General features: G+C 56.9%; 23 protein-coding genes. 12 read left to right on the top strand and 11 right to left on the bottom strand.

The genetic code is table 11. The annotated features are described in order from the left end of the window. The first annotated feature begins 10 nt into the window (after positions 1-10). The 5 genes from cyoE (at position 11) to DDA898_RS05740 (ending at position 5,771) form a co-directional block, all read left to right on the top strand. Positions 11-901, top strand: coding sequence for a heme o synthase (cyoE, locus tag DDA898_RS05760; protein ID WP_033112244.1), 891 nt, complete (start codon positions 11-13; stop codon positions 899-901). Between the two features lie 288 nt (positions 902-1,189). After that, positions 1,190-2,101 (top strand): AraC family transcriptional regulator, encoded by a 912-nt coding sequence (locus DDA898_RS05755; RefSeq protein ID WP_038910519.1) that lies wholly within the window; start codon positions 1,190-1,192, stop codon positions 2,099-2,101. Positions 2,102-2,406: 305 nt separating this feature from the next. After that, complete coding sequence (locus DDA898_RS05750) at positions 2,407-3,321, top strand: SDR family oxidoreductase (RefSeq protein WP_038910518.1); 915 nt, start codon at positions 2,407-2,409, stop codon at positions 3,319-3,321. 73 nt (positions 3,322-3,394) lie between these two features. Then, positions 3,395-4,045, top strand: a complete 651-nt coding sequence (locus tag DDA898_RS05745) for an MBL fold metallo-hydrolase (RefSeq protein WP_038910517.1) — start codon at positions 3,395-3,397, stop codon at positions 4,043-4,045. 361 nt (positions 4,046-4,406) lie between these two features. After that, the gene (locus DDA898_RS05740; RefSeq protein ID WP_038910515.1) at positions 4,407-5,771 is read left to right on the top strand and encodes an MFS transporter; all 1,365 of its coding nucleotides are present in this window, start codon (positions 4,407-4,409) and stop codon (positions 5,769-5,771) included. 35 nt (positions 5,772-5,806) lie between these two features. On the opposite strand, the gene DDA898_RS05735 is transcribed toward DDA898_RS05740, so the two are convergent. The 3 genes from DDA898_RS05735 to DDA898_RS05725 form a co-directional block, all read right to left on the bottom strand. Further along, positions 5,807-6,310, bottom strand: coding sequence for a nuclear transport factor 2 family protein (locus DDA898_RS05735; protein WP_050570207.1), 504 nt, complete (start codon positions 6,308-6,310; stop codon positions 5,807-5,809). Positions 6,311-6,412: 102 nt separating this feature from the next. Continuing rightward, the gene (locus DDA898_RS05730) at positions 6,413-7,405 is read right to left on the bottom strand and encodes an aldo/keto reductase (protein WP_236616707.1); all 993 of its coding nucleotides are present in this window, start codon (positions 7,403-7,405) and stop codon (positions 6,413-6,415) included. A gap of 566 nt (positions 7,406-7,971) precedes the next feature. After that, the gene (locus DDA898_RS05725) at positions 7,972-8,463 is read right to left on the bottom strand and encodes a YajQ family cyclic di-GMP-binding protein (RefSeq protein WP_013316838.1); all 492 of its coding nucleotides are present in this window, start codon (positions 8,461-8,463) and stop codon (positions 7,972-7,974) included. A gap of 172 nt (positions 8,464-8,635) precedes the next feature. Here DDA898_RS05725 and panE point away from each other — a divergent pair, with 172 nt between their 5' ends. Further along, the gene (panE, locus tag DDA898_RS05720) at positions 8,636-9,556 is read left to right on the top strand and encodes a 2-dehydropantoate 2-reductase (protein ID WP_013316837.1); all 921 of its coding nucleotides are present in this window, start codon (positions 8,636-8,638) and stop codon (positions 9,554-9,556) included. Then, positions 9,519-10,115: a protein deglycase YajL gene (gene yajL / locus DDA898_RS05715; RefSeq protein WP_033111682.1), complete on the top strand. Its 597-nt coding sequence runs from the start codon at positions 9,519-9,521 to the stop codon at positions 10,113-10,115. The genes panE and yajL overlap by 38 nt, the downstream gene beginning before the upstream one ends. A gap of 66 nt (positions 10,116-10,181) precedes the next feature. On the opposite strand, the gene thiI is transcribed toward yajL, so the two are convergent. Beyond that, the gene (gene thiI / locus DDA898_RS05710; protein WP_013316835.1) at positions 10,182-11,630 is read right to left on the bottom strand and encodes a tRNA uracil 4-sulfurtransferase ThiI; all 1,449 of its coding nucleotides are present in this window, start codon (positions 11,628-11,630) and stop codon (positions 10,182-10,184) included. A gap of 266 nt (positions 11,631-11,896) precedes the next feature. Here thiI and xseB point away from each other — a divergent pair, with 266 nt between their 5' ends. The 3 genes from xseB to dxs are packed head-to-tail and all read left to right on the top strand — an operon-like array spanning position 11,897 to position 14,949. Next, a complete protein-coding gene (gene xseB, locus DDA898_RS05705; protein WP_013316834.1) occupies positions 11,897-12,145 on the top strand; it encodes an exodeoxyribonuclease VII small subunit in 249 nt (82 codons plus the stop codon). Further along, on the top strand, positions 12,142-13,053 hold the full coding sequence (gene ispA, locus DDA898_RS05700; protein WP_038900551.1) for a (2E,6E)-farnesyl diphosphate synthase: 912 nt from the start codon (positions 12,142-12,144) through the stop codon (positions 13,051-13,053). Before xseB ends, ispA begins: the two co-directional genes overlap by 4 nt. 33 nt (positions 13,054-13,086) lie before the next feature. Further along, positions 13,087-14,949, top strand: a complete 1,863-nt coding sequence (gene dxs, locus DDA898_RS05695) for a 1-deoxy-D-xylulose-5-phosphate synthase (protein WP_038910511.1) — start codon at positions 13,087-13,089, stop codon at positions 14,947-14,949. A 107-nt stretch (positions 14,950-15,056) separates the two neighbouring features. Here the strand turns inward: dxs and pgpA are convergent, their stop codons facing one another. The 6 genes from pgpA to nrdR all read right to left on the bottom strand — a co-directional run bounded on the left by pgpA (position 15,057) and on the right by nrdR (position 19,247). Next, positions 15,057-15,569 carry a phosphatidylglycerophosphatase A gene (gene pgpA / locus DDA898_RS05690; RefSeq protein ID WP_038910510.1) on the bottom strand — a complete coding sequence of 171 codons (513 nt, stop codon included), beginning with the start codon at positions 15,567-15,569 and terminating at the stop codon, positions 15,057-15,059. Next, the gene (gene thiL, locus DDA898_RS05685) at positions 15,550-16,524 is read right to left on the bottom strand and encodes a thiamine-phosphate kinase (RefSeq protein ID WP_038910509.1); all 975 of its coding nucleotides are present in this window, start codon (positions 16,522-16,524) and stop codon (positions 15,550-15,552) included. The genes pgpA and thiL overlap by 20 nt, the downstream gene beginning before the upstream one ends. Before the next feature lie 60 nt (positions 16,525-16,584). After that, on the bottom strand, positions 16,585-17,004 hold the full coding sequence (gene nusB, locus DDA898_RS05680) for a transcription antitermination factor NusB (protein WP_016941768.1): 420 nt from the start codon (positions 17,002-17,004) through the stop codon (positions 16,585-16,587). A 22-nt stretch (positions 17,005-17,026) separates the two neighbouring features. After that, entirely contained in the window at positions 17,027-17,500 is a 474-nt protein-coding gene (gene ribH, locus DDA898_RS05675) for a 6,7-dimethyl-8-ribityllumazine synthase (RefSeq protein ID WP_013316828.1), read from the bottom strand. 120 nt (positions 17,501-17,620) lie between these two features. Next, positions 17,621-18,733: a bifunctional diaminohydroxyphosphoribosylaminopyrimidine deaminase/5-amino-6-(5-phosphoribosylamino)uracil reductase RibD gene (gene ribD, locus DDA898_RS05670; RefSeq protein ID WP_038910508.1), complete on the bottom strand. Its 1,113-nt coding sequence runs from the start codon at positions 18,731-18,733 to the stop codon at positions 17,621-17,623. A gap of 64 nt (positions 18,734-18,797) precedes the next feature. Further along, entirely contained in the window at positions 18,798-19,247 is a 450-nt protein-coding gene (nrdR, locus tag DDA898_RS05665; protein WP_012883737.1) for a transcriptional regulator NrdR, read from the bottom strand. 471 nt (positions 19,248-19,718) lie between these two features. Between nrdR and mgtA the strand changes: the two genes are divergently transcribed. Together mgtA and DDA898_RS05655 are read left to right on the top strand one after the other, a co-directional pair. Next, positions 19,719-22,430: a magnesium-translocating P-type ATPase gene (gene mgtA, locus DDA898_RS05660; RefSeq protein ID WP_038910507.1), complete on the top strand. Its 2,712-nt coding sequence runs from the start codon at positions 19,719-19,721 to the stop codon at positions 22,428-22,430. Between the two features lie 165 nt (positions 22,431-22,595). Next, a complete protein-coding gene (locus tag DDA898_RS05655; RefSeq protein WP_038900546.1) occupies positions 22,596-23,156 on the top strand; it encodes a SadB/YajI family lipoprotein in 561 nt (186 codons plus the stop codon). Between the two features lie 88 nt (positions 23,157-23,244). Here DDA898_RS05655 and secF read toward each other — a convergent pair whose 3' ends face one another. Beyond that, positions 23,245-24,216 (bottom strand): protein translocase subunit SecF, encoded by a 972-nt coding sequence (gene secF / locus DDA898_RS05650; RefSeq protein ID WP_038910506.1) that lies wholly within the window; start codon positions 24,214-24,216, stop codon positions 23,245-23,247. Positions 24,217-24,225 lie beyond the last annotated feature (9 nt).

Below are 24,225 nucleotides of genomic sequence, written 5' to 3'. Positions count from 1 at the left end.
CTTTTACATGATGATTAAGCAATACCTGCAGGTCACCAAACCGGGCATTATTTTTGGCAACCTGATTTCCGTTATCGGTGGATTCTTGCTGGCGGCCAAAGGCACCATCAACTATCCGCTATTTGTCGCGACCCTGATCGGGGTGTCGCTGGTCGTTGCATCGGGTTGCGTCTTTAACAACGTTATCGATCGCGATATCGACAAAAAAATGGAGAGGACCAAGAATCGGGTTCTGGTGAAGGGGCTGATTCCGCTGAAAAACACGCTGATTTACGCTTCGCTGTTGGGTATTGCCGGCTTTACGTTACTGTACCTCGCGGCAAATCCGCTGGCCATGTGGCTGGCGGTGATGGGGTTTGTGGTCTATGTCGGCGTTTACAGCCTGTACATGAAACGCCATTCGGTCTACGGCACGTTGATTGGCAGTCTGTCAGGCGCCGCGCCGCCGGTAATCGGCTATTGCGCCGTCAGCAACCAGTTTGACGCCGGTGCGCTGATTCTGCTGCTGATTTTCAGCCTGTGGCAAATGCCGCACTCCTATGCCATCGCCATTTTCCGCTTTAAGGATTATCAGGCCGCCAATATTCCGGTACTGCCGGTCGTCAAAGGCATCTCAGTGGCGAAGCATCATATTACGCTGTATATCCTGGCGTTTATGATTGCGACGCTGATGCTGTCGCTGGGCGGTTACGCCGGGTACAAATACCTGGTGGTGGCGGCGGCGGTCAGCGTCTGGTGGCTCGGCATGGCGTTGTCCGGCTACAAAAACCCGAACGACGATCGCGTGTGGGCAAGAAAGCTGTTCGTGTTTTCCATCGTGGCCATCACGTCCCTGAGCGTCATGATGTCGGTGGATTCAATGGCGCCGATGCAGGAAACCCTGCTGACTTACCTGCACTGATATTCATCAGCACACGCTTACAGACAGACGGGCTTGCCCGTCTGTTTTTTATTTCATGCGATGAACGGCGCCGAATTTGGCTAATCTACGCCAAGACCAGCCACACCACTGCGAGTTTTTCCAAGCATCAGCCTGACCAAAATCACATTCACACGTCCGCTCTCCCCTCCCCCAGCAAGCCTCGCTGAGTATCGAGTAAGTCGGGAAACGCTGAAAAATCTGGTCCCCAAACGCCGGACGCTTTAGGATAAAAACCCACTTTTATTTGCCAATCGTCCGCGAGCGCTGATGGATCCTCTTTCCGATGTTTTAGCTTTATTGAAGCCAGTGAATTACATGTCTACCGGATTCGACGGCGGCGGCGACTGGGCGATTCAATTCCCCGACCAAACGGGAACCATCAAGAGTGGTGCGATAGTCACGGGTCGCTGCTGGCTAGCGGTGGAAGGGGTTGACGAGCCGCTTCAACTCGAAAGCGGCGACTGTTTTGTTCTTCCACGAGGAGAGCCATTTCACCTTGCCAGCCAAATGGGTGTTCAGCCGGTGCAAGCGGCAGAGGTGTTCACGGGAGCGGAAAGCGGCGGCATAGTTAGCTGGAACGGCGGTGGCGACGTATTTATCGTCAGTAGCCGTTTCTCCGTTTCCGAACTGCATGCCGACATGCTGTTGAAGCTTTTGCCCCACATCGTCCACATCCGTAGTACCTCGGATCAAACGACACTGCGGTGGCTGGTCGAACGGATGATGCAGGAACTGCGAGCACCGCAGCCCGGCAGCGTCCTCATCTTGCAGCATTTGGCGCACATGATCCTGGTGCAAGCGCTCAGGCTGCATCTGGATTGCCGCGGCGTCGGGCTGCTATCAGCGTTAGCCGACAAAAACGTTGGGGCGGCAATCGCCGCCATGCATGAAAAACCGGCACTGAACTGGACGGTTCAGGAACTGGGCAAACTGACGGGAATGTCACGATCCTCATTCGCACAACGTTTTAAAGAAACTGTCGGTACGTCCCCAATCGATTATCTGACGCGATGGCGTATGTTGCTCGCCAGCGATCGACTAATGAACTCAGACGATCCGATTTCCACCATCGCCTTTTCGCTTGGGTATGAATCGGAAAGCGCGTTCAGCACCGCGTTCAAGCGAATTATAGGGCGCTCGCCAAGGCAATATAGCCACTCGGTTAAACCGCGAGCATAACTTGCCTTAGCACTACTTGCCTTAGCACTACTTGCCTTAGTACTAGTTGCCTTAGCACTTACGTTCGGATGAAACCCCAAGAACGCCATATCCCTCCCTCTTAATTCAGGGTAGCATTTTGCCAAAAAAGCCGCCCCCAAATCTGGACGATAGCGAAAGATATTTGGATTTTCCGGTATAGATCGTACAGAACGGGTTCAATAGAATGCCCCAACAGCTTGAGATTGAGGAACGCAATCACCCGCAATCATCAGCCGTTATTTTCACCCGTGTTCTCCACCAGGAAATGAAAAAGGGGCTCGACCATGCGAATTTTTGTTACTGGAGCCAGCGGATTCGTCGGCTCTGCGGTTGTCCGCGAACTGATCGCTAACGGATACCAGGTTCTCGGACTTGTCCACTCGGACAAGTCCGCCGATGATTTACGGGCCATCGGCGGGTCGGCTCATCGTGGCGATATTCAGGATCTCGATAGCGTCCTCGCTGGGGCAGCGGTCTGTGACGGCATTATCCATACCGCCTTTGACAATGATTTTTCCAAATTTCAGGCCAACTGCGAAACTGATCGCCGCCTGATCGAGGCGCTAGGATCCGTTGTGGAAGGGTCTACGCGCCGGCTTGTGATTACATCAGCCATTGGCATTCTTCCCAAGAGCCAAAGAACCACCGAGGACTCCATGCCCGCGATGGGGTCTGCCGCGAATCCCCGCGCAGCAACGGAAGACGCTGCCGACAAGATAATCGCAAAGGGCGTACATACCTCAATCGTCCGGCTCGCCTCATCCGTTCACGGCGAAGGCGACCACGCGTTCGTACCTTTACTGATCGACATTGCACGCAGAACGGGGGTTTCAGCCTACATTGGAGATGGCCAAAATTGCTGGCCAGCCGTGCATCGTCTTGATGCCGCCATGTTGTATCGTCTCGCACTGGAACGAGGTACGTCGGGCGCTCGCTATCATGCCGTCGACGAGGAACGCATTCCGTTCAGGGACATCGCCATTGCTATCGGTCGTGGGTTAGGCGTGCCCATCGTTTCGAAGTCCCCGGCAGAAGCTGAAGCGCACTTCGGATGGTTCTCGCATTTTGTTTCATTTGACCTGGACGCGTCGAACAGCCTGACGCGGGAAAGGCTCGGCTGGAACCCGATTATGCCTTCGCTGCTTTCCGACCTCGAAGGAGACATGTACTTCCAGACTCCTGAGTCTTCCCGCACCTAGCGTCGACTGAACAGGTAATGTGTCCTGGAATGCAATCTGCTAAACAGGCAGTAAAAGCTCTAAGGAGGCAAACATGAAACAGATTTATCCCGATCTCTGGCAAACCCGTGTAGAGCACCCATTTTCGGGCGTAAACTCCCACGCCTACCTGCTGGTACAAGACACCGGCAACATCCTCTTTTACAACTCCGGCTCGCGGGAGGAGTATCAACACATTCAAGAACTGGGCGGGATAGCCTATCAGTTTTTGAGCCACCGGGACGAGGTAGGCGGCGCGCTCGCCGAGATCAAGACGCTTTTTGGCTCGAAACTCTGTTGCCACCGGCTGGAAGAACCGGTCGCCAGAAAGGTAACGCCGGTTGATTACCTATTCGATGACAGGGAAACCCTTCAGGGCAACATTGAGGTAATACCAACACCCGGTCACACCAAAGGCAGCGTGTGTTTTCTGGTTCGGTCAGTTCATGGGCAGACATACCTCTTTACCGGAGACACTCTGTATATGAATCACGGAATTTGGGAGACGCGTACCAATTGGTATGAAGGCGGATCGAAATCGGACCTCAAGAGCAGCCTTATGCTACTACGCGACCTCGACCCCACACGCGATCTCGACCCCATGGTAATTATTTCAAGCGCCTCGGTTGGTGCCGTGCCGTTCAAAGCGGTCTCCGCAGAAGAATGGCGGTCTGACATCGACAATGTCCTTCGCACGCTGTCCTAACGTTGCTTTAGCAGAGTATCCGGATCTCGCGCTTTCGCTTTTGGGGGCCGGAGAAAACACACGCCATATGATGGAGGGCAAACAGTGAGTTAGCATGAACTAACCTGTGCCCTCCTGCTTGCCACCGCGATGCTCCGCTGTGGCTCCCTTCACATAAAACGCCGACGCCGCGCAAAGGTTAAAACTCTGCCTAATTCATTGCGTTATTTTATATCTATCACCACTACCGGCCGTACAACGAACCTGATAGCGAACATTTTTTATCCCCCTCCCCTGTTTTGCCAAATACAGAAACAAACCTGTCGTTTACGCTTGTGTGCCCGGACACTAAAATAGCGCTAACGAAATGTCAGAGGTAGCAATGAACGATAATCGCATGACCCCTGTTGAGCAGAGGGCGACATGGGGACTGGGTCTGGTTTTTTCACTTCGCATGCTGGGCATGTTTATGGTGCTTCCGGTGCTGACCACATACGGCATGGCCCTGCAGGGTGCCAGCGAATCGCTGATTGGCGTTGCGATAGGTATTTATGGCCTGATGCAGGCGATCTTCCAAATCCCATTCGGATTGATGTCCGACCGCATTGGACGTAAGCCGCTGATTGTCGGCGGCCTGCTGATATTTGTGCTGGGTAGCGCCATCGCCGCGCTCAGCGACTCGATCTGGGGCATTATTCTCGGTCGTGCGCTGCAGGGCTCCGGCGCGATATCCGCTGCGGTCATGGCGCTGCTGTCGGATTTAACCCGTGAGCAAAACCGTACCAAAGCGATGGCGTTCATCGGCGTCAGTTTCGGCATTACCTTTGCTATCGCTATGGTGGTCGGCCCGATTGTCACCCACGCGTTAGGTCTGAATGTGCTGTTCTGGGGGATCGCGTTGCTGGCGCTGCTGGCTATCGTTATTACCCTGGCCGTCATCCCCTCGTCGTCATCCCATGTGTTGAATCGCGAGTCCGCCATCGTTCGCGGCGGCGTCAGCAAAGTGCTGGCCAACAGCCGGCTGCTGAAACTCAACTTCGGCATCATGTGCCTGCACATCCTGCTGATGTCGAGCTTTGTGGCATTACCGCGAGTGATGGAACAGGCCGGCCTGGCGCCGCAACACCATTGGAAAGTTTATCTGGTGACGATGCTGGTGTCGTTCGCCGCCGTCGTGCCGTTCGTCATCTATGCCGAGGTCAAACGGCGGATGAAGCAGGTATTTATTGCCTGCGTTATGATTCTGATTGCGGCGGAGCTGGTATTGCTACAGGCAGGCAATCATGCCTTGTGGCCGATACTCATCGGTATTCAGCTGTTCTTCCTGGGATTCAACGTGATGGAAGCGCTACTGCCATCCCTGATCAGCAAGGAGTCGCCTGCCGGTTACAAAGGCACCGCGATGGGGGTCTATTCCACCACCCAGTTTATCGGGGTGGCGATTGGCGGCAGCCTCGGCGGCGCGCTGTACGACCTGCATGGCGCATCGCTGGTGTTCAGCGCGGGTGCGCTGCTGGGGTTGGTCTGGCTACTGGTCAGCTTCACCATGCAGGAGCCGCCTTATCTGAGCAGTCTGCGCATCACCCTGCCGGATGAAGCGCTGCGGGATAATGCGCTGTCCGATAAGCTGCAACAGCATCCGGGCGTGGCGGATGTGGTGATTGTGCCGGATGAATTCAGCGCCTACGTGAAAATCGATCGCAAGAAGACCAGCCGGCAGCAGTTGGAGCAGTTGGTCAGTCAATAGGGTTCGACGGCTTGCCCAAACCGGAGCAAGCCGTATCAAAACATCCCGTTGGTATTGGCGCTCGTTTCAGGTATCGGTTGTACCACATCCCAGTGTTCCACGATTTTGCCGTTATCAACACGCAAGATATCCATCACCGCACGGCCCCGATCGGTAAGATCATTTCTTGCAAATACATGCAGATAAACCAGATCGCCGTCGGTAGCGGTGCGGATAATGCGGTGTTCGGATTGAGGATAGCGGCTAAACAGCTCACGGAAGAAGGCCACAAAGGCGTCCCGCCCGGTAGCGGCATACGGATTATGCTGAATGTAATCCGCACTCAGGTACTTATCAGCCAAATCGACGCGTCGGTTGCTGAGCACTTCGGTATAGAATTCAACGACCAGCGCCCGGTTTTTCTCTTCCTGTATCACATCACGTTGGCTCACCGGCCTGACGACTTCAGCACCATTCCCCAACGAGGAACTAGCGGCCAGAGACAATACCGGGGAAACGCCTGTCAGGCATAACGCCAGTACCGCAAACTTTTTTATCATTATCCTACTCCCGGTAAATCAAAAGAAACGGGCAGGCCGCACAGTCCACTCACCTGCAACAAACAGGCGCAAACAAGCCGCGCAAGCTTGCGCCATCTTAAATCAGGCCGGTACCGGAGCATTGGGTGCAATCAGTCCTTCACGGCGTAATGTTTCCCAAAATGCAGGAGGAATCGCCACCTTCATAGAATCCGCATTAGCCCGTACCTGCCCCGGTACGCGAGCCCCTGGGATCACGGCTGAAACGATAGTGGGAGCGGCAGCAAACTGCAGCGCTGCGGTACGAATATCAACGCCAAACCGATCGGCGATCGTCGCCAGTTGCGCACGTTTTTCGACTGCACCCGGCGGAATCTTATCGCTGAAATGGTAACGGCTACGCCCACCCAGAAAACCGTCATTCAGCGGGGTGCCGACCACAACGGAAATACCTTTCTTTTGTAGCACCGGGAAGGTTTTATTCAGTGTGTCTGCATGGTCCAGCAGCGAATACTGGCAGGCCAGCAGCACGATATCCGGTGTCGGCACGTCGGATTCGGCCGCCAGCACCGCGGCATTAGGCGTATTGATGCCAAACCCCCAGCCACGGATCAACCCTTCATCCCGCATACGTGACAGCTCCACCATCGCGCCTTTAGCCGCCTGCGTAAAATGCGTCTGCCAGGGGAGCGGTAACTCGGTGTTATCCGGTGAAAGATCGTGGATATAGACGATATCAATTTGGGGTATACCCAGCCGTTGCAGACTGTCTTCAACCGAACGACGCGTACCGGCAGCAGAGAAATCGTACTCATAACTGAATGGCGCGGGAGATGCCCACAACGCGGCGTTAGCCACAGGTTGGGTCGTTGGTCTTAGCACCCGGCCGACTTTAGTGGAAACGATGTACTCATCTGGCTGTTTGCCACGCAAAAATCGCCCAAGACGGTATTCACTCAATCCGTAGCCATAAAACGGCGACGTATCGAAATAACGCACCCCCGACGCCCAGGCGGCTTCCAGTACGTTATGCGCCTGTTCATCGCTGATAGCGGCAAAAATATTACCGATTTGTGTTCCTCCCATGCCAAAGCGATACGGCGTACGGTAACGCATGCCAGGTATCGCCTGATTCAGCGGTAGAGTAGAACGAACAATGTTTCCCCGGGTTGGCAAAATAGATCCACGCTCTTTTAGCGATGATGGAATGACTGTTGCAACTGTTGCAGAAGAACTACTGCCGCCTTGCGTTTGAGCAATAGCATTAAAAGCCATCGTGGTGATGGCACTGCCGGCAGCGACCTTAAGAAAGTGTCGACGATTCATGATGTTCTCCTGGAAACAGTTTTTTTAATAAGCTCGACACACTCAATGCACGAGACAATACGGTGCATTTCTGATCGAAATATCCGCTGAATCCTAAATGAGCATGCGTGTACTTTTTTACCGTTACCGCTTACTTTCTGTGAAGTACTTACAGTGATGTAAGCTATTGAAAATAGCGATTTAATTTTTCATCGCATTGATTTGAAATGTAATTTATTTTTTGTCAGCACAACCAGGAAAACTTTACATTACGAGGTAAAAACAGAAAGGTCACAGCCCAAAAAAGGCGCCTCAGGCGCCTCATTCACAAGCTACGCATTTCCGCCACGGATGAGCGGCAGCGGGAATAGCGTGGATCAATCGCGGAAATTATTGAACTGGAAGGGTTGCCCCAGACCGGCACCGCGCACCAGCGCGATCACGCCTTGCAGGTCATCGCGGGATTTCCCGGTAACGCGCACCTGCTCGCCCTGAATCTGCGCCTGAACCTTGAGCTTGCTGTCTTTGATCAGTTTGACGATCTTCTTCGCCAACGTGGCTTCGATGCCCTGTTTCAGCTTGGCTTCCACGCTGTAGGTTTTACCGCTGTGCTCCATTTCTTCAGGGATTTCCAGCGAGCCGCCCTCAATTCCGCGTTTTGCCAGCTTTTCCCGCAGAATTTCAATTAATTGCTTAACCTGAAAATCAGATTCGCTGGCCGCTTTGATCGTTTGTGCTTTTTCATTCAGCTCAAAGCTGGCCGGCACATTACGAAAGTCCCAGCGGGTGCCCAGCTCGCGGGTGGCGTTTTCCACCGCATTGAGGACTTCCTGCATATCGATTTCCGAAACAATATCGAAAGATGGCATAATTTTTTCTCCTGACAATAGCTGCCGAGCATGATACCCGCTCACGCCAAATAAGCAAAATTCGCCCTGCTTCCAACGACTCGCGCAACAAGCGGCGGGCGGACGGCAGCGGAATACTTTATGATAAGCCGGAGAAGCACAGGCTGGCTCCCCTCGATAAAGGAAACCGCGGATGAAAATTACTGTTCTTGGCTGTGGCGCCATCGGTCAACTCTGGCTCAATGCGTTACACCGGCAAGGGCATGATGTACAAGGCTGGCTACGTATCCCGCAAGCGTTCTGCCAGGTTAACGTTACGATGCTCTCAGGCGAGCGTTGTAACCTTAATCTAACAGCCAACAACGCCGAACACCTGGCACAGAGCGAGCTGTTGCTGGTCACGCTAAAGGCCTGGCAGGTATCCGATGCGGTTTCCGCTCTGCTGCCCCGCTTACGCCCCGACTGCACCATTTTGCTGTTGCACAATGGAATGGGAACCTGGGAAGAACTGCCGGCCATTAGTCAGCCGCTGCTGCTGGGGGTGACCACACATGCCGCACGGCGGGATCCGGCGACGGTAGTGCACATCGCGGCGGGCATCACCCATATCGGTACGCTTGACCGCTCGACACACTGGGAAGAAGAGCAAAGCCAACTGGCGGAGACGCTGCATCAGGCCCTGCCTGACGTCGCCCGGCATAACCACATTACCGCAACCTGCTGGTTAAAGCTGGCCGCCAATTGCGTCATCAATCCGCTAACTGTGTTGCACCAGTGCACCAACGGAGAATTGCAAGCCTACCCGGAGCAGGTTGAGGCACTCTGTCAGGAAGTCGCACAGGTCATGGACCGCGAAGGCTTCCATACCTCGTCGGAAAGCCTGCAGCTCTACGTAAACCAAATCATCCAGAACACGGCGGCCAATACCTCCTCGATGCGTCAGGACGTACTGGCGCAGCGCCATACGGAAATCGACTACATCACCGGTTACCTGCTGCGCCGCGCCCGCGCTCACGGGTTATTCCTGCCGGAAAACAGCCGCCTGTTCGACTATATCAAACGAAAGGAGAATGAGTATGACCACCTCGGTTCTGGTCTGTCTGGCACCTGGTAGCGAAGAAATCGAAGCCGTGACCACCATCGATCTGCTGGTCAGGGCAGGAATCCGCGTGACCACGGCCAGCGTGGCGAGCGATGGCAGCACGGAAATCACCTGCTCCCGCGGCGTCAGGCTGATTGCCGACGCGCCGCTGGTGGCCGTTGCCGATCATGACTTTGACGCGGTAGTGCTGCCCGGCGGCCTGCAAGGCGCAGAATGTTTCCGCGACAGCCCGCTGCTGGTTGAGCGCCTGCGGCAAACCCATCAGGAAGGCAAAATCGTGGCGGCGATCTGCGCGTCTCCGGCAATGGTGCTGGAGCACCATCAGTTGTTTCCGGTCGGCAATATGACCGGCTACCCAACGCTGAAAGAACGGATTTCGCCGGAAAAATGGCTGGAAAAGCGCGTGGTGTTCGACCCGCGCGTCAATCTGCTGACCAGCCAGGGCCCCGGTACCAGTATCGACTTCGCGCTGAAGCTGATCGATCTGCTGCTGGGCAAAGATAAAGCAGCGGAAATCGCCGCGCAGCTGGTGCTGCCGCCGGGAATCTACGACTATCAGGATCCGGCCTGACGCACAGAGACAAAAAAAAGCGCCGGATGAGGCGCTTTTTTTCTGGTTCACGTCATGAACGGCCGGTTAGGGGCGATACACCTTGACGTTGTTGAACCCTTGCTCGCGCAGGTACAGCGCCTGCAAACGACTCATCACCCCGCGCTCGCAATACAGCAGGTAGGTTTTGCTCTGATCCAGATCGCCAAACTGCGTTCCCAGCTTGTAGAACGGCAGCGATTTGATTTCCACCTGTTCCAGCGCCAGCGGGCGCTCATCCTGCTCATCCGGCGAACGGATATCCAGCAGGATATCGCTCGCGGCAAACGCGCCGACCGTTTCCACTTCGGTCACATCCTGCTGAGTCTGCTCGGCAATCTCACGGATGTCGATGTTACGCGCTTCCGCCACCACCCGATCAAGAATCGAGAAATCAAACAGACTTTCTTCATGCTCGATTTTGGCCTTCACCGCCTTCACCGTCGGGCTTTTGGAGATCACACCGCAATATTCGGGCATGGTTTTGGCGAAATCCTCGGTGCCAAGCTCACGCGCCATACGGATGATATGCTCTTTATCGTGAGAAATCAGCGGACGCAGAATCAGCGTATCCGAAGCATTATCGATCAGTCGCAGGTTGGTCAGCGTCTGGCTGGAAACCTGCCCCAACGCTTCGCCGGTTACCAGCGCCTGCACGCCATAGCGTTCGGCAATGCGCGACGCCGCCCGCACCATCATGCGTTTGAGCACCACACCCATCTGGCCGTCGTCCACCTTCTCCAGGATTTCACCGACCACCGGTTCGAAATCAATGGCGACAAAACGCACCCGGTGCGAACTGCCGAAACGGTTCCACAGGTAATGCGCTACCTGACGCACGCCGATTTCGTGCGCGGCACCGCCAAGATTGAAGAAGCAGTAGTGCACCCGGCAGCCGCGGCGCATCAGCATGTAGCTGGAAACACCGGAGTCGAATCCGCCGGAGATCAGCGACAACACGTCTTCCTGCGTGCCGATCGGGAAACCGCCGATGCCTTCATAGCGCCCCTTGATCAGCAGCAGGCGATCCTGTTCGATTTCCAGATGCACCGTAACCTGCGGAGCGGTCAGATTAACGCGCGCGCTCTCGATATGTTGATTCAGTCCACCGCCGACGTAGCGTTCCACATCCTGGGAGCTGAAATCGTGCTTGCCGCGACGCTTCACCCGCACACAGAAGGTTTTTCCCTCTAGTTGCTCGCGGTAGGTGGTCAGCGTTTGTTCAAAAATATGGTGGACATCGGTGTAGTCGCACTCTTCCACGTCAAGAATATGGTGAATGCCTGGGATACGCGTCAGCGCATCCCGTATCGCGATACGTTGACTTTCGTCTTTGGCGCGAACGTCGATATGATCCCAGTGACGGACAACCGCCAGCGTTTCATCATACTGTTTTAAAACGTTACGGATGTTACCGGTAAGAATTTTTATAAAGCGCAATCGCACAGATTGGCTCTTGATGGTGATTTCCGGGAACAATTTAATGATAAACTTCATGGCGGCTATCGTTAGTTGATTCTGAAGGCGTAAAACACGGGTACGCGGACAAAACGCGGGTACCCTGAGCGCTAAAATTACGTTATCGGTAAAACCATCCTTGTCCGGGTGGCGTTACCAATAGCATCCAGGGCGCGGAGTATACCACCATATTGCGGTAAGCTGCGCAGATTAAGCGCATAATTGCGCACCATTGAGGCGCTTGCCGTGACAATCCGGTGGCGTCGGCGCCGACAGGCGCGTATAAACAAGATCCGGAAACGAATATGCCGAAAAAAACTGAACAACCCGTCAGCTTTGAAAGCTCGCTCGCCGAACTGGAACAGATCGTGTCGCGTCTGGAATCGGGCGAACTGCCGCTGGAAGAGGCGCTGAACGCCTTTGAGCAGGGTGTCCAGCTTGCCCGTCAGGGGCAATTGAAATTGCAGCAGGCCGAGCAGCGCGTTCAGATTCTGCTGAATGACGATCCCGATGCTGCCCTGACACCTTTTACGCCGGATAATGAGTCGTTATGACAGATTTTCTCAAGCAGCTCACAGCTCACCATCAACGCATCAACGCCACGCTCAACCAGTTTATTTCCACCCTGCCTTTTCAGAGTAGTCCACTGGTGGAAGCGATGGCGCACGGGGCATTGTTGGGGGGCAAGCGTCTGCGCCCTTTTCTGGTCTATACCACCGGCCAGTTGTTCGGTATCTCGCAGGATAACCTCGACGCGCCGGCCGCCGCTGTCGAATGCATTCATGCCTATTCCCTGATTCACGATGATTTACCGGCCATGGATGATGACGATCTGCGGCGCGGCCAGCCTACCTGCCATGTCAGATTCGGCGAGGATAAGGCGATTCTGGCGGGCGATGCCTTACAGACGCTGGCGTTCTCCATTCTGGCGGATGCGCCGATGCCGGAAGTCAGCGACCGCGATCGGCTGGCGATGATCTCCGAGCTAGCCAGCGCCAGCGGCGTGGCGGGCATGTGCGGCGGTCAGGCGCTGGATCTGGAAGCGGAAGGTCATCAGGTTGATCTGCTGGCGCTGGAGCGCATCCACCGTCATAAAACCGGTGCGCTGATTCGGGCCTCGGTACGGCTGGGGGCGCTGGCCGCCGGCGAACGCGGACGCCTCGCCCTGCCTTGTCTCGACCGCTATGCCAACGCTGTCGGGCTGGCCTTTCAGGTGCAGGACGATATTCTGGATGTGATTGGCGACAGCGCTACCACCGGCAAACGTCAGGGCGCCGACCAGCAACTCGGTAAAAGCACCTACCCAGCCCTGCTGGGACTTGAGCAAGCCAAAATCAAAGCCCGGGAACTGTGTCAGGAATCCCTCTCGGCGCTGAATGAACTGGAAGACACGCTGGACAACCCGGCCGCCATTGCGCCATTACGGTCGCTGGCGAACTATGTCGTTGAACGCGATAAATAATTTTAATATCAAATACCGCTTGATGAGTATCCGATGACCTTTGATATAGCGAAATACCCCACGCTGGCGCTGGTGGAAAACCCCGAGGAACTGCGCCTGCTGCCAAGGGAAAGCCTGCCCAAATTGTGCGACGAGCTGCGACAGTATCTGCTGGACAGCGTCAGCCGCTCAAGCGGGCATTTTGCCTCGGGTCTGGGTACGGTCGAGCTGACCGTAGCATTGCATTACGTCTATAACACCCCGTTCGACCATCTGGTATGGGATGTGGGCCATCAGGCCTACCCCCACAAAATCCTGACCGAACGACGCGACCGCATCGCTACCATCCGTCAGAAAGGCGGCCTGCATCCGTTTCCCTGGCGCGGCGAGAGCGAGTACGACGTGCTGAGCGTCGGCCATTCCTCGACGTCCATCAGCGCCGGCATCGGTATGGCGGTGGCCGCCGAGCGTGAAGGACAGGGCCGCCGAACTGTCTGCGTGATCGGCGACGGCGCCATCACCGCGGGCATGGCGTTTGAAGCCATGAACCACGCCGGCGACATCAAACCGGACATGCTGGTAGTGCTGAACGACAATGAAATGTCGATTTCCGAAAACGTCGGCGCGCTGAATAATCATCTGGCGCAACTGCTGTCCGGCAAGCTCTACTCCACCCTGCGCGAAGGCGGCAAAAAAGTGCTGTCCGGCCTGCCGCCCATCAAGGAACTGGTCAAACGTACCGAAGAGCACCTGAAAGGCATGGTAGTGCCCGGTACGCTGTTTGAAGAGTTGGGGTTCAACTATATTGGCCCGGTGGATGGCCATGACGTGCAGTCACTGGTACAAACGCTGAAAAATATGCGCAGCCTGAAAGGCCCGCAACTGCTGCATATAATGACCAAGAAAGGCAAAGGCTATGCGCCGGCCGAACAGGACCCGATCAGCTGGCATGCGGTGCCGAAATTCGATCCGGCCAGCGGTACGTTGCCGAAAAGCAAAGAGGCGTTGCCTACCTACTCCGCGATTTTCGGCCAGTGGCTGAAGGAAACGGCAGCGACGGATAACCGGCTGATGGCGATTACCCCGGCCATGCGTGAAGGCTCCGGCATGGTGGCGTTTTCACGTGAATACCCGCAGCAATACTTCGATGTCGCCATCGCCGAGCAACATGCGGTGACCTTTGCCGCCGGGCTGGCAATCGGCGGTTATCGCCCGGTGGTGGCGATTTACTCCACCTTCCTGCAACGCGCCTATGACCAGGTGATTCATGACGTCGCCATCCAGAACCTACCGGTGCTGTTCGCCATCGATCGCGGCGGCATCGTCGGCGCCGATGGTCAGACCCATCAGGGCGCGTTTGACCTTTCGTTCCTGCGTTGCATCCCGCAAATGGTGATCATGACGCCCAGCGACGAAAACGAGTGCCGACTGATGCTGCATACCGGTTATCACTATCAGCAAGGACCCTGTGCGGTACGCTACCCACGCGGCAACGTGCTGGGTGTAGAACTGACGCCGCTGGAAACCCTGCCCATCGGCAAAGGGGTAATAAAACGTCAGGGCGAGAAGATCGCCATTCTGAATTTCGGCACCCTGCTGTCGGAAGCGCAACAGGCGGCCGAGGCGCTCAACGCGACGCTGGCGGATATGCGATTTGTCAAACCGTTGGACGAAGCGCTAATCGCCTCGCTGGCCGCCAGCCATGACGTGCTGGTCACCCTGGAAGAGAATGCCGTTATGGGCGGCGCAGGCAGCGGCGTGAACGAATATCTGATGGCGCAACGCCTGCCGGTGCCGGTGCTCAACCTTGGCCTGCCGGACTACTTTATTCCGCAGGGCACCCAGACGGAAATCCGTGCCGATCTGGCGCTGGACGCGGCAGGCATTGAACGCCGCATCCGCGACTGGCTGGCCTGACCGGCGCCAATCGGACGGGTATAAAAAAACCGGGCTTCCCCGGTTTTTTTATAGCAGCAGTATTTTTACAGCCACAAACAAAATAGTCGCGCTGTTGCTTGCAGCCGCTATATCACATAGTGCCCGACGACGTACAAAACCGCGGCGGAAATCACCCCGGCAACGATATCGTCGACCATAATACCCATGCCGCCATGCACATTGCGATCAAACCAGCGAATCGGCCAGGGCTTGAAAATGTCCAGAACCCGGAAAATCACAAACCCGGCAGCTACCCATCCCCAGTGGCTCGAAGGCACCGCCATCAACGTGATCCACATTCCGACAAACTCGTCCCAGACGATGCTGCCGTGGTCATGCACGCCCATGTCTTTGGCAGTGCGATGACACAGATAAACGCCGATGCAGATACTGAGCATCACCAACAGCGAATAGAGCTGCAACGGCAACAGCATCAACAGATACCACACCGGGATAGCCGCCAGCGAGCCGGCGGTGCCGGGCATCCACGGCGACAGACCGCTGCCGAATCCGGTCGCCAGCAAATGCCACGGATTGCTCATCCGCAGGCGGCTTTTGGCAACTAAAGATCCTTTGTTCTCATGCGCCAAAATGGTCATACCCTTTCAGATTGATCGTCACCGGTTGCCCTGAACGGAGGAAGCTCAGCCCTTCAGAGGCCGGCCCAATCTGACCAATGCAGGTATAGCGGGCGCCCAGATGACCGATCGCCACCTCCAGCGCCCCCCGGTTCAGCTCCGGTACGGTAAAGCACAATTCATAATCTTCACCCCCGCTCAGCGCCCAGCGCATCGCCTGTTCCGGGTCGTCATGACGCAGCAACGCGTTGGAATACGGCAGCGCATCCAGATTGATGCGCGCGCCGCAATCGCTGGCCTTGAGAATATGCCCCAGATCAGACGCCAACCCGTCAGACAGGTCGATAGCCGAACTGGCCAGATCGCGCAGCGCCTGCCCGTGCAGAATACGGGGCTGAGGACGCAAATGGCGTTGCAGCAGCCATTGACGATCGTCCGCGTCAGGCACCTGCAGCCGTTCCTGCAAAACAGCTAAGCCAGCGGCGCTGTCGCCCAGCGTTCCGGTCACGTAAATCCAGTCGCCGACGCGCGCTCCGCTGCGTTTCAGCGCTCGGCCTGCCGGCACCAGCCCCTGAATAGTCAGCGTCATGCTGAGCGGCCCACGCGTGGTGTCGCCGCCGATCAGTTGCATATCGTAGTACGCCAACTGTTCAAACAGGCTGTCGCTGTAGGCGGCCAGCCAGTCGGCATCAATAGCAGGTAAAGTGAGCGCCAGTGAGACAAAGGCGGGGTCGGCGCCCATCGCGGCCAAGTCGCTCAGATTGACCGCCAGAGACTTGTACGCCAGATCGGCCGGATCGATGTCGGGTAGAAAATGAATACCGGACACCAGCGTGTCCGTGCTGACCGCCAGCAACTGTTTGTCCGGAATGTTCAGCAGGGCGCAGTCATCGCCGATCCCCAGTTCCACATCCCGCCGTGAATAGCCCACCCGGTTGAAATAGCGGGCAATCACATCAAACTCACCTTGAGCCATAATCTTTCCAGATCGTGGTAACCTAAAAAAACCAAGGCCGGAAAACCGGCCCTGACTGACTTATTTTTTGCCCGGCCGCAGATGGGGCCCGGCCTTGTCCAGCACACCGTTAACGAACTTGTGGCTGTCTTCGGCGCCAAACACTTTAGCCAGCTCAATCGCTTCGTTGATGGCAACCTTGTAAGGCACATCCTCGCGCTTGCTGAGCTCATACACCGCCAGACGCAGAATGGCTCTCTCCACCTGACCGAGTTCGTCCAGTTGACGGGAAAGATACGGCGCCATCTGGGCATCCAGCTTTTCCGCCTGGGTGGCAACGCCCGCCAGCAACTCGCGGAAATAGGCGATGTCCACGCCTTTGACATCCTGCTCGCTCAGGAACTGGAGTTCAACATCGGCAATATCGTTTTTGGACAACTGCCAGGAATAAAGCGCTTGAACCGCACATTCACGAGCGCGGCGACGAGCAGCAGGTTTCACGGAATACCCCTTACAAAATAAATCAGGCTGACTTGATTGAGTGTAATACATTGATCATTTCAAGCGCGGTCAAAGCGGCTTCCGCCCCTTTGTTCCCCGCTTTGGTACCGGCGCGCTCGATGGCCTGCTCGATACTTTCCGTAGTCAGCACACCGAAGGCGACCGGAATGTCGCTGTTCATCGCGACGTGAGACAGACCGGAGCTGCATTCGCCGGCAACAAATTCAAAATGGGCGGTACCGCCGCGAATCACCGTACCCAGCGCCACTATGGCGTCGTATTTCTGGCTGTTGGCCAGCGCGCGCACGGTCAGCGGCAGTTCATAGGCGCCCGGCACCCAAACGACGGTGACGTTTTCTTCTTTCACCTGGCCGATACGCTTGAGCGCGTCCAACGCGCCTTCCAGCAGGCTGTCATTGATGAAATGATTGAAACGGGCAATAGCAATCGCCACGCGGGCATTCGGAGCGGCAACAACACCTTCAATAATGTTCATAGCTTTCCTTTGACTGTTTTACGACCCCGCAGGGGGGCGGATTCTATCATATTCTTCCGGGCGCGTATCCGCTTTTGACCCTGTAGCGGAGATCCATCGCCCGGCACGCACAGAGGCGTGTTATTGCGGCTTCAGCGTCAGGCGGAGATCCGGCCCCACCTGACAGACGTCCGTCATCGCAAACGCGGGCGCCTGCGACAGCTGTTCCAATCCCGGCAGCACGCACAGCGGCCGGGCCGCGTCCCCCAATAATTTGGGCGCGAGATAAACAATCAGTTCATCCACCACGCCGGCCTGCAGCAACGCGCCTGCCAGACGGGGGCCCGCTTCCACCCACACCGTATTGATCTGGCGTTTGCCCAGCGTCATCATCAGCGCGACCAGATCGATGCCGCCGCCGTGCAGCGGCATATCCAGTTGCTCCACGCCGTCCGGCCATGGCTGACCATCCTGACGCGGACGCGCCAGCCAGGTTTGCCCCGGCTGGCTTATCAGACGATGCTGCGGAGTCACGCGCGACTGGCTATCGACAACCACGCGCACCGGCTGGCGCACGGCGCTTTCAGGATAGAATCGCTGGGTATCCGCATCCAGTTCCGACCAGCGTACGGTCAGCGACGGATCATCCGCCAGCACGGTGGCGCTGCTGCTGAGGATCGCCGAACTCTGCGCCCGGAAACGCTGTACATCCTGGCGTGACTGCGGCGAGGTGATCCACTGGCTTTCACCGGACGCCATCGCCGTACGGCCATCCAGTGAGGCGCCGAGTTTAAGCTGCACATAAGGGAAACCGGTGCGCATCCGTTTCAGAAAGCCGCGGTTAATTTTTTCCGCCTGTTCCATCAACACGCTGTGACGCACCTCGATGCCGGCTTGCTGCAAGCGGTGCAGGCCACGCCCCGCCACCTGCGGATTCGGGTCCTGCATCGCCGCCACGACCCGCGCCACGCCGGCCGCGAGCAGCGCATCGGCGCACGGAGGCGTGCGGCCGTGATGACTGCACGGTTCAAGCGTCACATACGCCGTGGCGCCGCGCGCCTTGTCACCCGCCATGCGCAACGCATGCACTTCCGCATGCGGTTCGCCCGCTTTCTGGTGATACCCTTCCCCCACGATCTCGTCATCTCTGACGATCACGCACCCGACGTTCGGGTTCGGCGACGTTGTGAAGCGCCCGCGGCGAGCAAGTTCCAGCGCGCGGGCCATGTAAAACTCATCAGAATATGTAGCCATCCGGTGCTTATCCTGGATTCAGAACCATATAGGGAAAGCGCGATAGGTAAAAACCGACGCGCCGTTAATCCTGCAGACGGGCGATCTCTTCGCCAAACTCGCGGATATCTTCGAAACTGCGGTATACCGACGCAAAACGGATGTAGGCCACCTTGTCGAGCTTTCTTAGCGCATCCATCACCAGATTGCCCACCATTTTGGCGGTCACTTCCCGCTCGCCGGTCGCACGCAACTGAGATTTGATGTGAGTGATGGCCATTTCCACGTCATCAGAGCTGACCGGGCGTTTCTCCAGCGCCTTCAGCATACCGCTACGCAGTTTGTCCTCATTGAACGGCTCGCGCACATCATTACTCTTGATGACGCGCGGCATCACCAGCTCCGCCACTTCAAAAGTGGTAAAGCGCTCGTTGCACACCAGACACTGCCGGCGACGACGAACCTGAGAACCCTCGCCCACCAGGCGAGAATCAATCACTTTGGTATCCACTGCGGCACAAAAAGGACAATGCATAACGTTTCCAGACCATAGCCTTATAACCTTGACCTAGTTTACCCCGAATTTCGTCTATAACCCAAATCCCGACATGACGCTGTTTTTCCCCGCCGACCTCACCGCGGTTTAGGTTCGATTGAGGTGACTTGCGCTAAAGTAACGCCGCATTCTGGTCATACTGTTTGTGAACGACGGGTGGATTGCCCACCGCCGCTTAGCATGTCCAGGCTATCAAACGGAAACCGCCCCGGTTTCGCATTTTTTCACTACCGGAGACCCCCCTCAATGGGACCTGACCCTAATCCTCACCCAGGACAAAGCGTCATTCACCGGTAAGTCAGCTTTTACGCTGTCTTGCCGGTTAACACAGGCAAGGCAGCGGCGCCCCGATCGTCCCTGCTGATTGCGTTACAAGCCACGCGCAGGCGGATTACTTCTGCGTGTTATCAGGCTGCAGCCTTTTTCTGGCCGCGGCAGGGAGATATTTATATGCGTTTTATTCAACTCACACGGCAATGGCTCTCACAACTCGGCCACCATTTACCGCGCCGCCTGTTCCAGCGCGACCCGATGCCGGATGGAAAATTGACCGGCAGCCAGACCATGAGCGACGTCATGGCGGCACGCTGTCTGCGGTTGGCCCGCCTGGACGAAGCCGCCTTGTATCAGGAATTCAGCAGTCATCCGGAAGGGTTGCTGCCGGCTGAGGCCGAGCAGGCGCGGGCGCGCCACGGCGATAACCGTATCCCCGGCGAGCAAGCTGAACCCTGGTGGCGACACTTATGGCGTTGCTATCGCAACCCGTTCAACCTGCTGCTGACGCTGCTGGGCCTGATTTCTTACGCCACGGAAGACCTGACCGCCGCGCTGGTCATTGCACTGATGGTGCTGATTTCCACCCTGCTTAATTTCATTCAGGAAGCGCGCTCCGGCAAAGCCGCCGATGCCCTTAAAGCGATGGTCAGCAACAAGGTGACCGTGTTGCGCAGCGATGTCCAAACCGGCTACAGCGACTATCAGGATATCCCGCTGGATCTACTGGTGCCGGGCGATATCGTCAAACTGGCGGCGGGCGACATGATTCCGGCCGACCTGCGTATCTTGCAGGCCCGCGATCTGTTCATCAGCCAGGCATCGCTGACCGGCGAGTCGCTGCCGGTGGAAAAAGTGGCGAACAGCCGCCAGAGCGAGCAGATGACGGCGCTGGAATGCGACACGCTCTGCTTTATGGGCACCAACGTGGTTAGCGGCACCGCGCTGGCGATGGTGATTGCCACCGGCGGTAATACCTGGTTCGGCCAACTGGCCGGTCGCGTGGTGCAGCAGCCCGGCGAAGCCAACGCCTTTCAGCAAGGCATCAGCCGCGTCAGCTGGCTGCTGATCCGTTTCATGCTGGTGATGACGCCAATTGTGTTGCTTATCAACGGCTATACCAAAGGCGACTGGTGGGAAGCCGCGCTGTTCGCCCTGTCGGTCGCCGTCGGCCTGACGCCGGAAATGCTGCCGATGATCGTCACCTCGACGCTGGCTAAAGGCGCGGTGAAGCTGTCGCGTCAGAAAGTGATCGTCAAACGGCTGGATGCTATCCAGAACTTCGGCGCCATGGATATCCTGTGCACCGATAAGACCGGCACGCTGACGCAGGATAAAATCGTACTGGAATGCCATACCGATGCGTTTGGCAATGCCAGTCAGCGGGTGCTGTGCCACGCCTGGCTAAACAGCGCCTACCAGACCGGGCTGCGCAATTTGCTGGATCAGGCGGTGCTGGAAGGCATCCCGCCGCAGGAACAACAGGCCGCCCTGTCCCGCTGGCGCAAAGTGGACGAAATCCCGTTTGATTTTGAACGCCGCCGCATGTCGGTGGTGGTAGCGGAAAACGATAACGAGCACTGGCTGATCTGCAAAGGTGCGCTGGAAGAAACCCTTGGCGCCTGCGCCCGGGTGCGTCACGGCGAGCGACTGTTGCCGCTGGACGCGCCGCTGCTGTCGCGCATCCGTCAACTGACGGATGACCTTAACCGTCAGGGGCTGCGCGTGGTGGCGGTCGCCAGCAAAGTGATGCCCGCCGATCGTCAGGATTACGGCCGGGTGGATGAATCCGACCTGATTCTGGAAGGTTATATCGCCTTTCTCGATCCACCGAAAGAGAGCACCGCGCCCGCGCTAAAAGCGCTGAAAGACAACGGCGTGACGGTGAAAATCCTCACCGGCGACAGCGAACTGGTGGCCGCCAAGGTGTGTCGCGAAGTGGATATTGAATTGACCGGTGTCTTGACCGGCCGCGACATCGACGCCCTGAGCGATGAACAACTGGCGCACGCGGCCCGCGACACCACGCTGTTTGCCCGCCTGACGCCGCTGCACAAAGAACGGATTGTGCGTCTGCTGCGTTCGGAAGGCCATGTGGTCGGTTTCATGGGCGACGGTATCAATGACGCGCCGGCGCTGCGGGCGGCGGATATCGGCATTTCGGTAGATTCGGCGGTGGATATCGCCCGCGAAGCGGCGGATATCATCCTGCTGGAAAAAAGCCTGATGGTGCTGGAAGAAGGTGTTATCGAAGGTCGTCGCACCTTCGTCAACATGCTGAAATACATCAAGATGACCGCCAGCTCCAACTTCGGTAACGTCTTCAGCGTGCTGATCGCCAGCGCCTTCCTGCCGTTCCTGCCGATGCTGCCGCTGCATCTGTTGATCCAGAACCTGATGTACGATATTTCGCAGATCGCCATCCCGTTCGACAACGTGGACGACGATCAGGTCAAAAAACCGCAGCGCTGGAATGCCGGCGATCTCGGGCGGTTTATGGTGTTCTTCGGCCCGATCAGCTCGATTTTCGACGTTCTGACCTTCGCGCTGATGTGGTGGTTCTTCCACGCCAACACGCTGGAGGCGCAAACGCTGTTCCAGTCCGGCTGGTTTATTGAAGGCCTGCTGTCGCAAACGCTGATTGTGCACATGATCCGCACCCGCCGCATCCCGTTCATCCAGAGCCGCCCGTCCTGGCCGGTAATGGTGATGACCTTGTTAATCATGGCGACCGGCATCGGGCTGGTGTTCTCGCCGCTGGCCGGCTTCCTGCAATTGCAGGCGCTGCCATTAAGCTACTTCCCGTGGCTGCTGGCGATCCTGAGCGGTTATCTGTTGCTCACCCAGACCATGAAAGGCTTCTTCGCCCGCCGCTACGGCTGGCAATAACGGCAACCGGCGCGGCGGCTGATTACCGCTGCGCCCTCGTTTTCCACTCTTGATTCAGCCTGTTCTGCTTATCTTTTTTCCCAAAACGTCATTTAATTTACGGTATACACTGACACTACATTGAATAACGATATGACCCGCTACGGGCTTAGGGAGAAACAGGATATGATTTTTCACCGCCGCGTTATCCCGATGTTATCCGTCATGGTGTTGCTCGCCGGATGTGCGCAACCGCAAACCACCCGTGTGCAGAACGAACTGGGTCAAATTAACCAGAAACTACGTGACCTCACCGACCGCGCCGTGGCGCTGGAACAGCAGAATACGTTAAACGCCAACTCCACCTCCGGCGTTTATCTGCTGCCTGCCGCCCACAATCGGGCATTGCTCGACAGCAGCATCGGCAAGTTAAGCCTGGAACTCAGCAAGGTGGAATCGGAAGCCAACGGCACGCGCGCCCTGCTCACTATCCGCACCATGAACACGCTGACGTTACCGGCCTTCCGGGCGCAACTCGACTGGGGTGCGCTTGATCCGGTCAGCGGCGAGCCGTTGACCGGCGACACGCAGACTCAGTTACTGGCTATCCCACTAACGCTAACGCCGGTTTCGGAAGTCACGGTAGAGATACGGCTTTCCGGCCTGACGCCGGAGCAGCTCGGTTTCGTGCGGGTGCATGATGTGACGGCGGACCCGACGCTACGTCGCAGCGAACCAAGTCAGTAACAGCCCTGAATTGCCCATAGCGCCAACCGTAAAAAAACCCCGCCAGATGGCGGGGTTTATGTTTGCAATTCCGGGCGGTGAAAAGCGGTTACGGCAACAGCGACGGCTGGTCCGCGCCCTCTTTTTCCACTTTCTGCACCAGCATGTGCTCGCGCTTCATACCCAGTTTGAGCGCCAGTGCCGATGCCACATAGATGGAAGATGCCGTACCAATGGTGACGCCGATCAGCATCGTCAGCGAGAACCCCTGCAACATCGCGCCGCCGAACAGATACAGCATCAGGATCACCACCAGCGTCGTACCCGACGTGATCAAGGTCCGGTGCAGCGTTTGGGTCAACGACACGTTGAAAATCTCGTAAGGCGTGCCGCGACGGATCTTACGGAAGTTTTCACGGATACGGTCAGAAACCACGATGCTATCGTTCAGCGAGTAACCGATGACCGACATCAGCGACGCCACAGTGGTCAGGTCGATTTCAATCGAGAACAGCGACAGCACGCCCATGGTGATAACCACGTCGTGCGCCAGCGCGATAACTACCCCGGCAGCCAGACGCCATTCGAAACGGAAGCCGACGTAAACCAGAATACTGATTAACGCCGCCAGCAACGCCATGGCGCCGGTCTGCGCCAGATCCGCGCCCACGCTCGGCCCAACGAACTCGATGCGTTTAACCGCGGCATTCTGGCTGGTTGCTTCGTTGATCACGCTGACGACCTTGCTGCCCAGCACCTGACCGCCGGTTTCATCGTGAGCAGGCGGCATGCGCACCATAATGTCACGGCTGCTGCCGAAGTTCTGCACCAGCGGATCGGCAAAACCGGCTTTCTCCAGCGCCCCGCGCATCTGCTCCAGCTCCGCGGATTTTTCCAGCGAAATCTCGATAACCGTACCACCGGTGAAATCCAGCCCCCAGTTGAAGCCGCGCACGCCCATCACGACGATAGACAGCAGCAACAGCAGACCGGACAAGCCGAAGGCCCAGTAGTCCCAGCGCATAAAGTCATAAACTTTACGGCCGTAGTTCAATTGTTCAACAGTATATTCCTGTGCCACAACGCACTC

The sequence above is a fragment of the Dickeya dadantii NCPPB 898 genome, from assembly GCF_000406145.1.
Lineage (GTDB): Bacteria > Pseudomonadota > Gammaproteobacteria > Enterobacterales > Enterobacteriaceae > Dickeya > Dickeya dadantii.
Note: the sequence above shows the minus strand (reverse complement) of the source record. Positions and strands in the feature narration are given on the sequence as shown.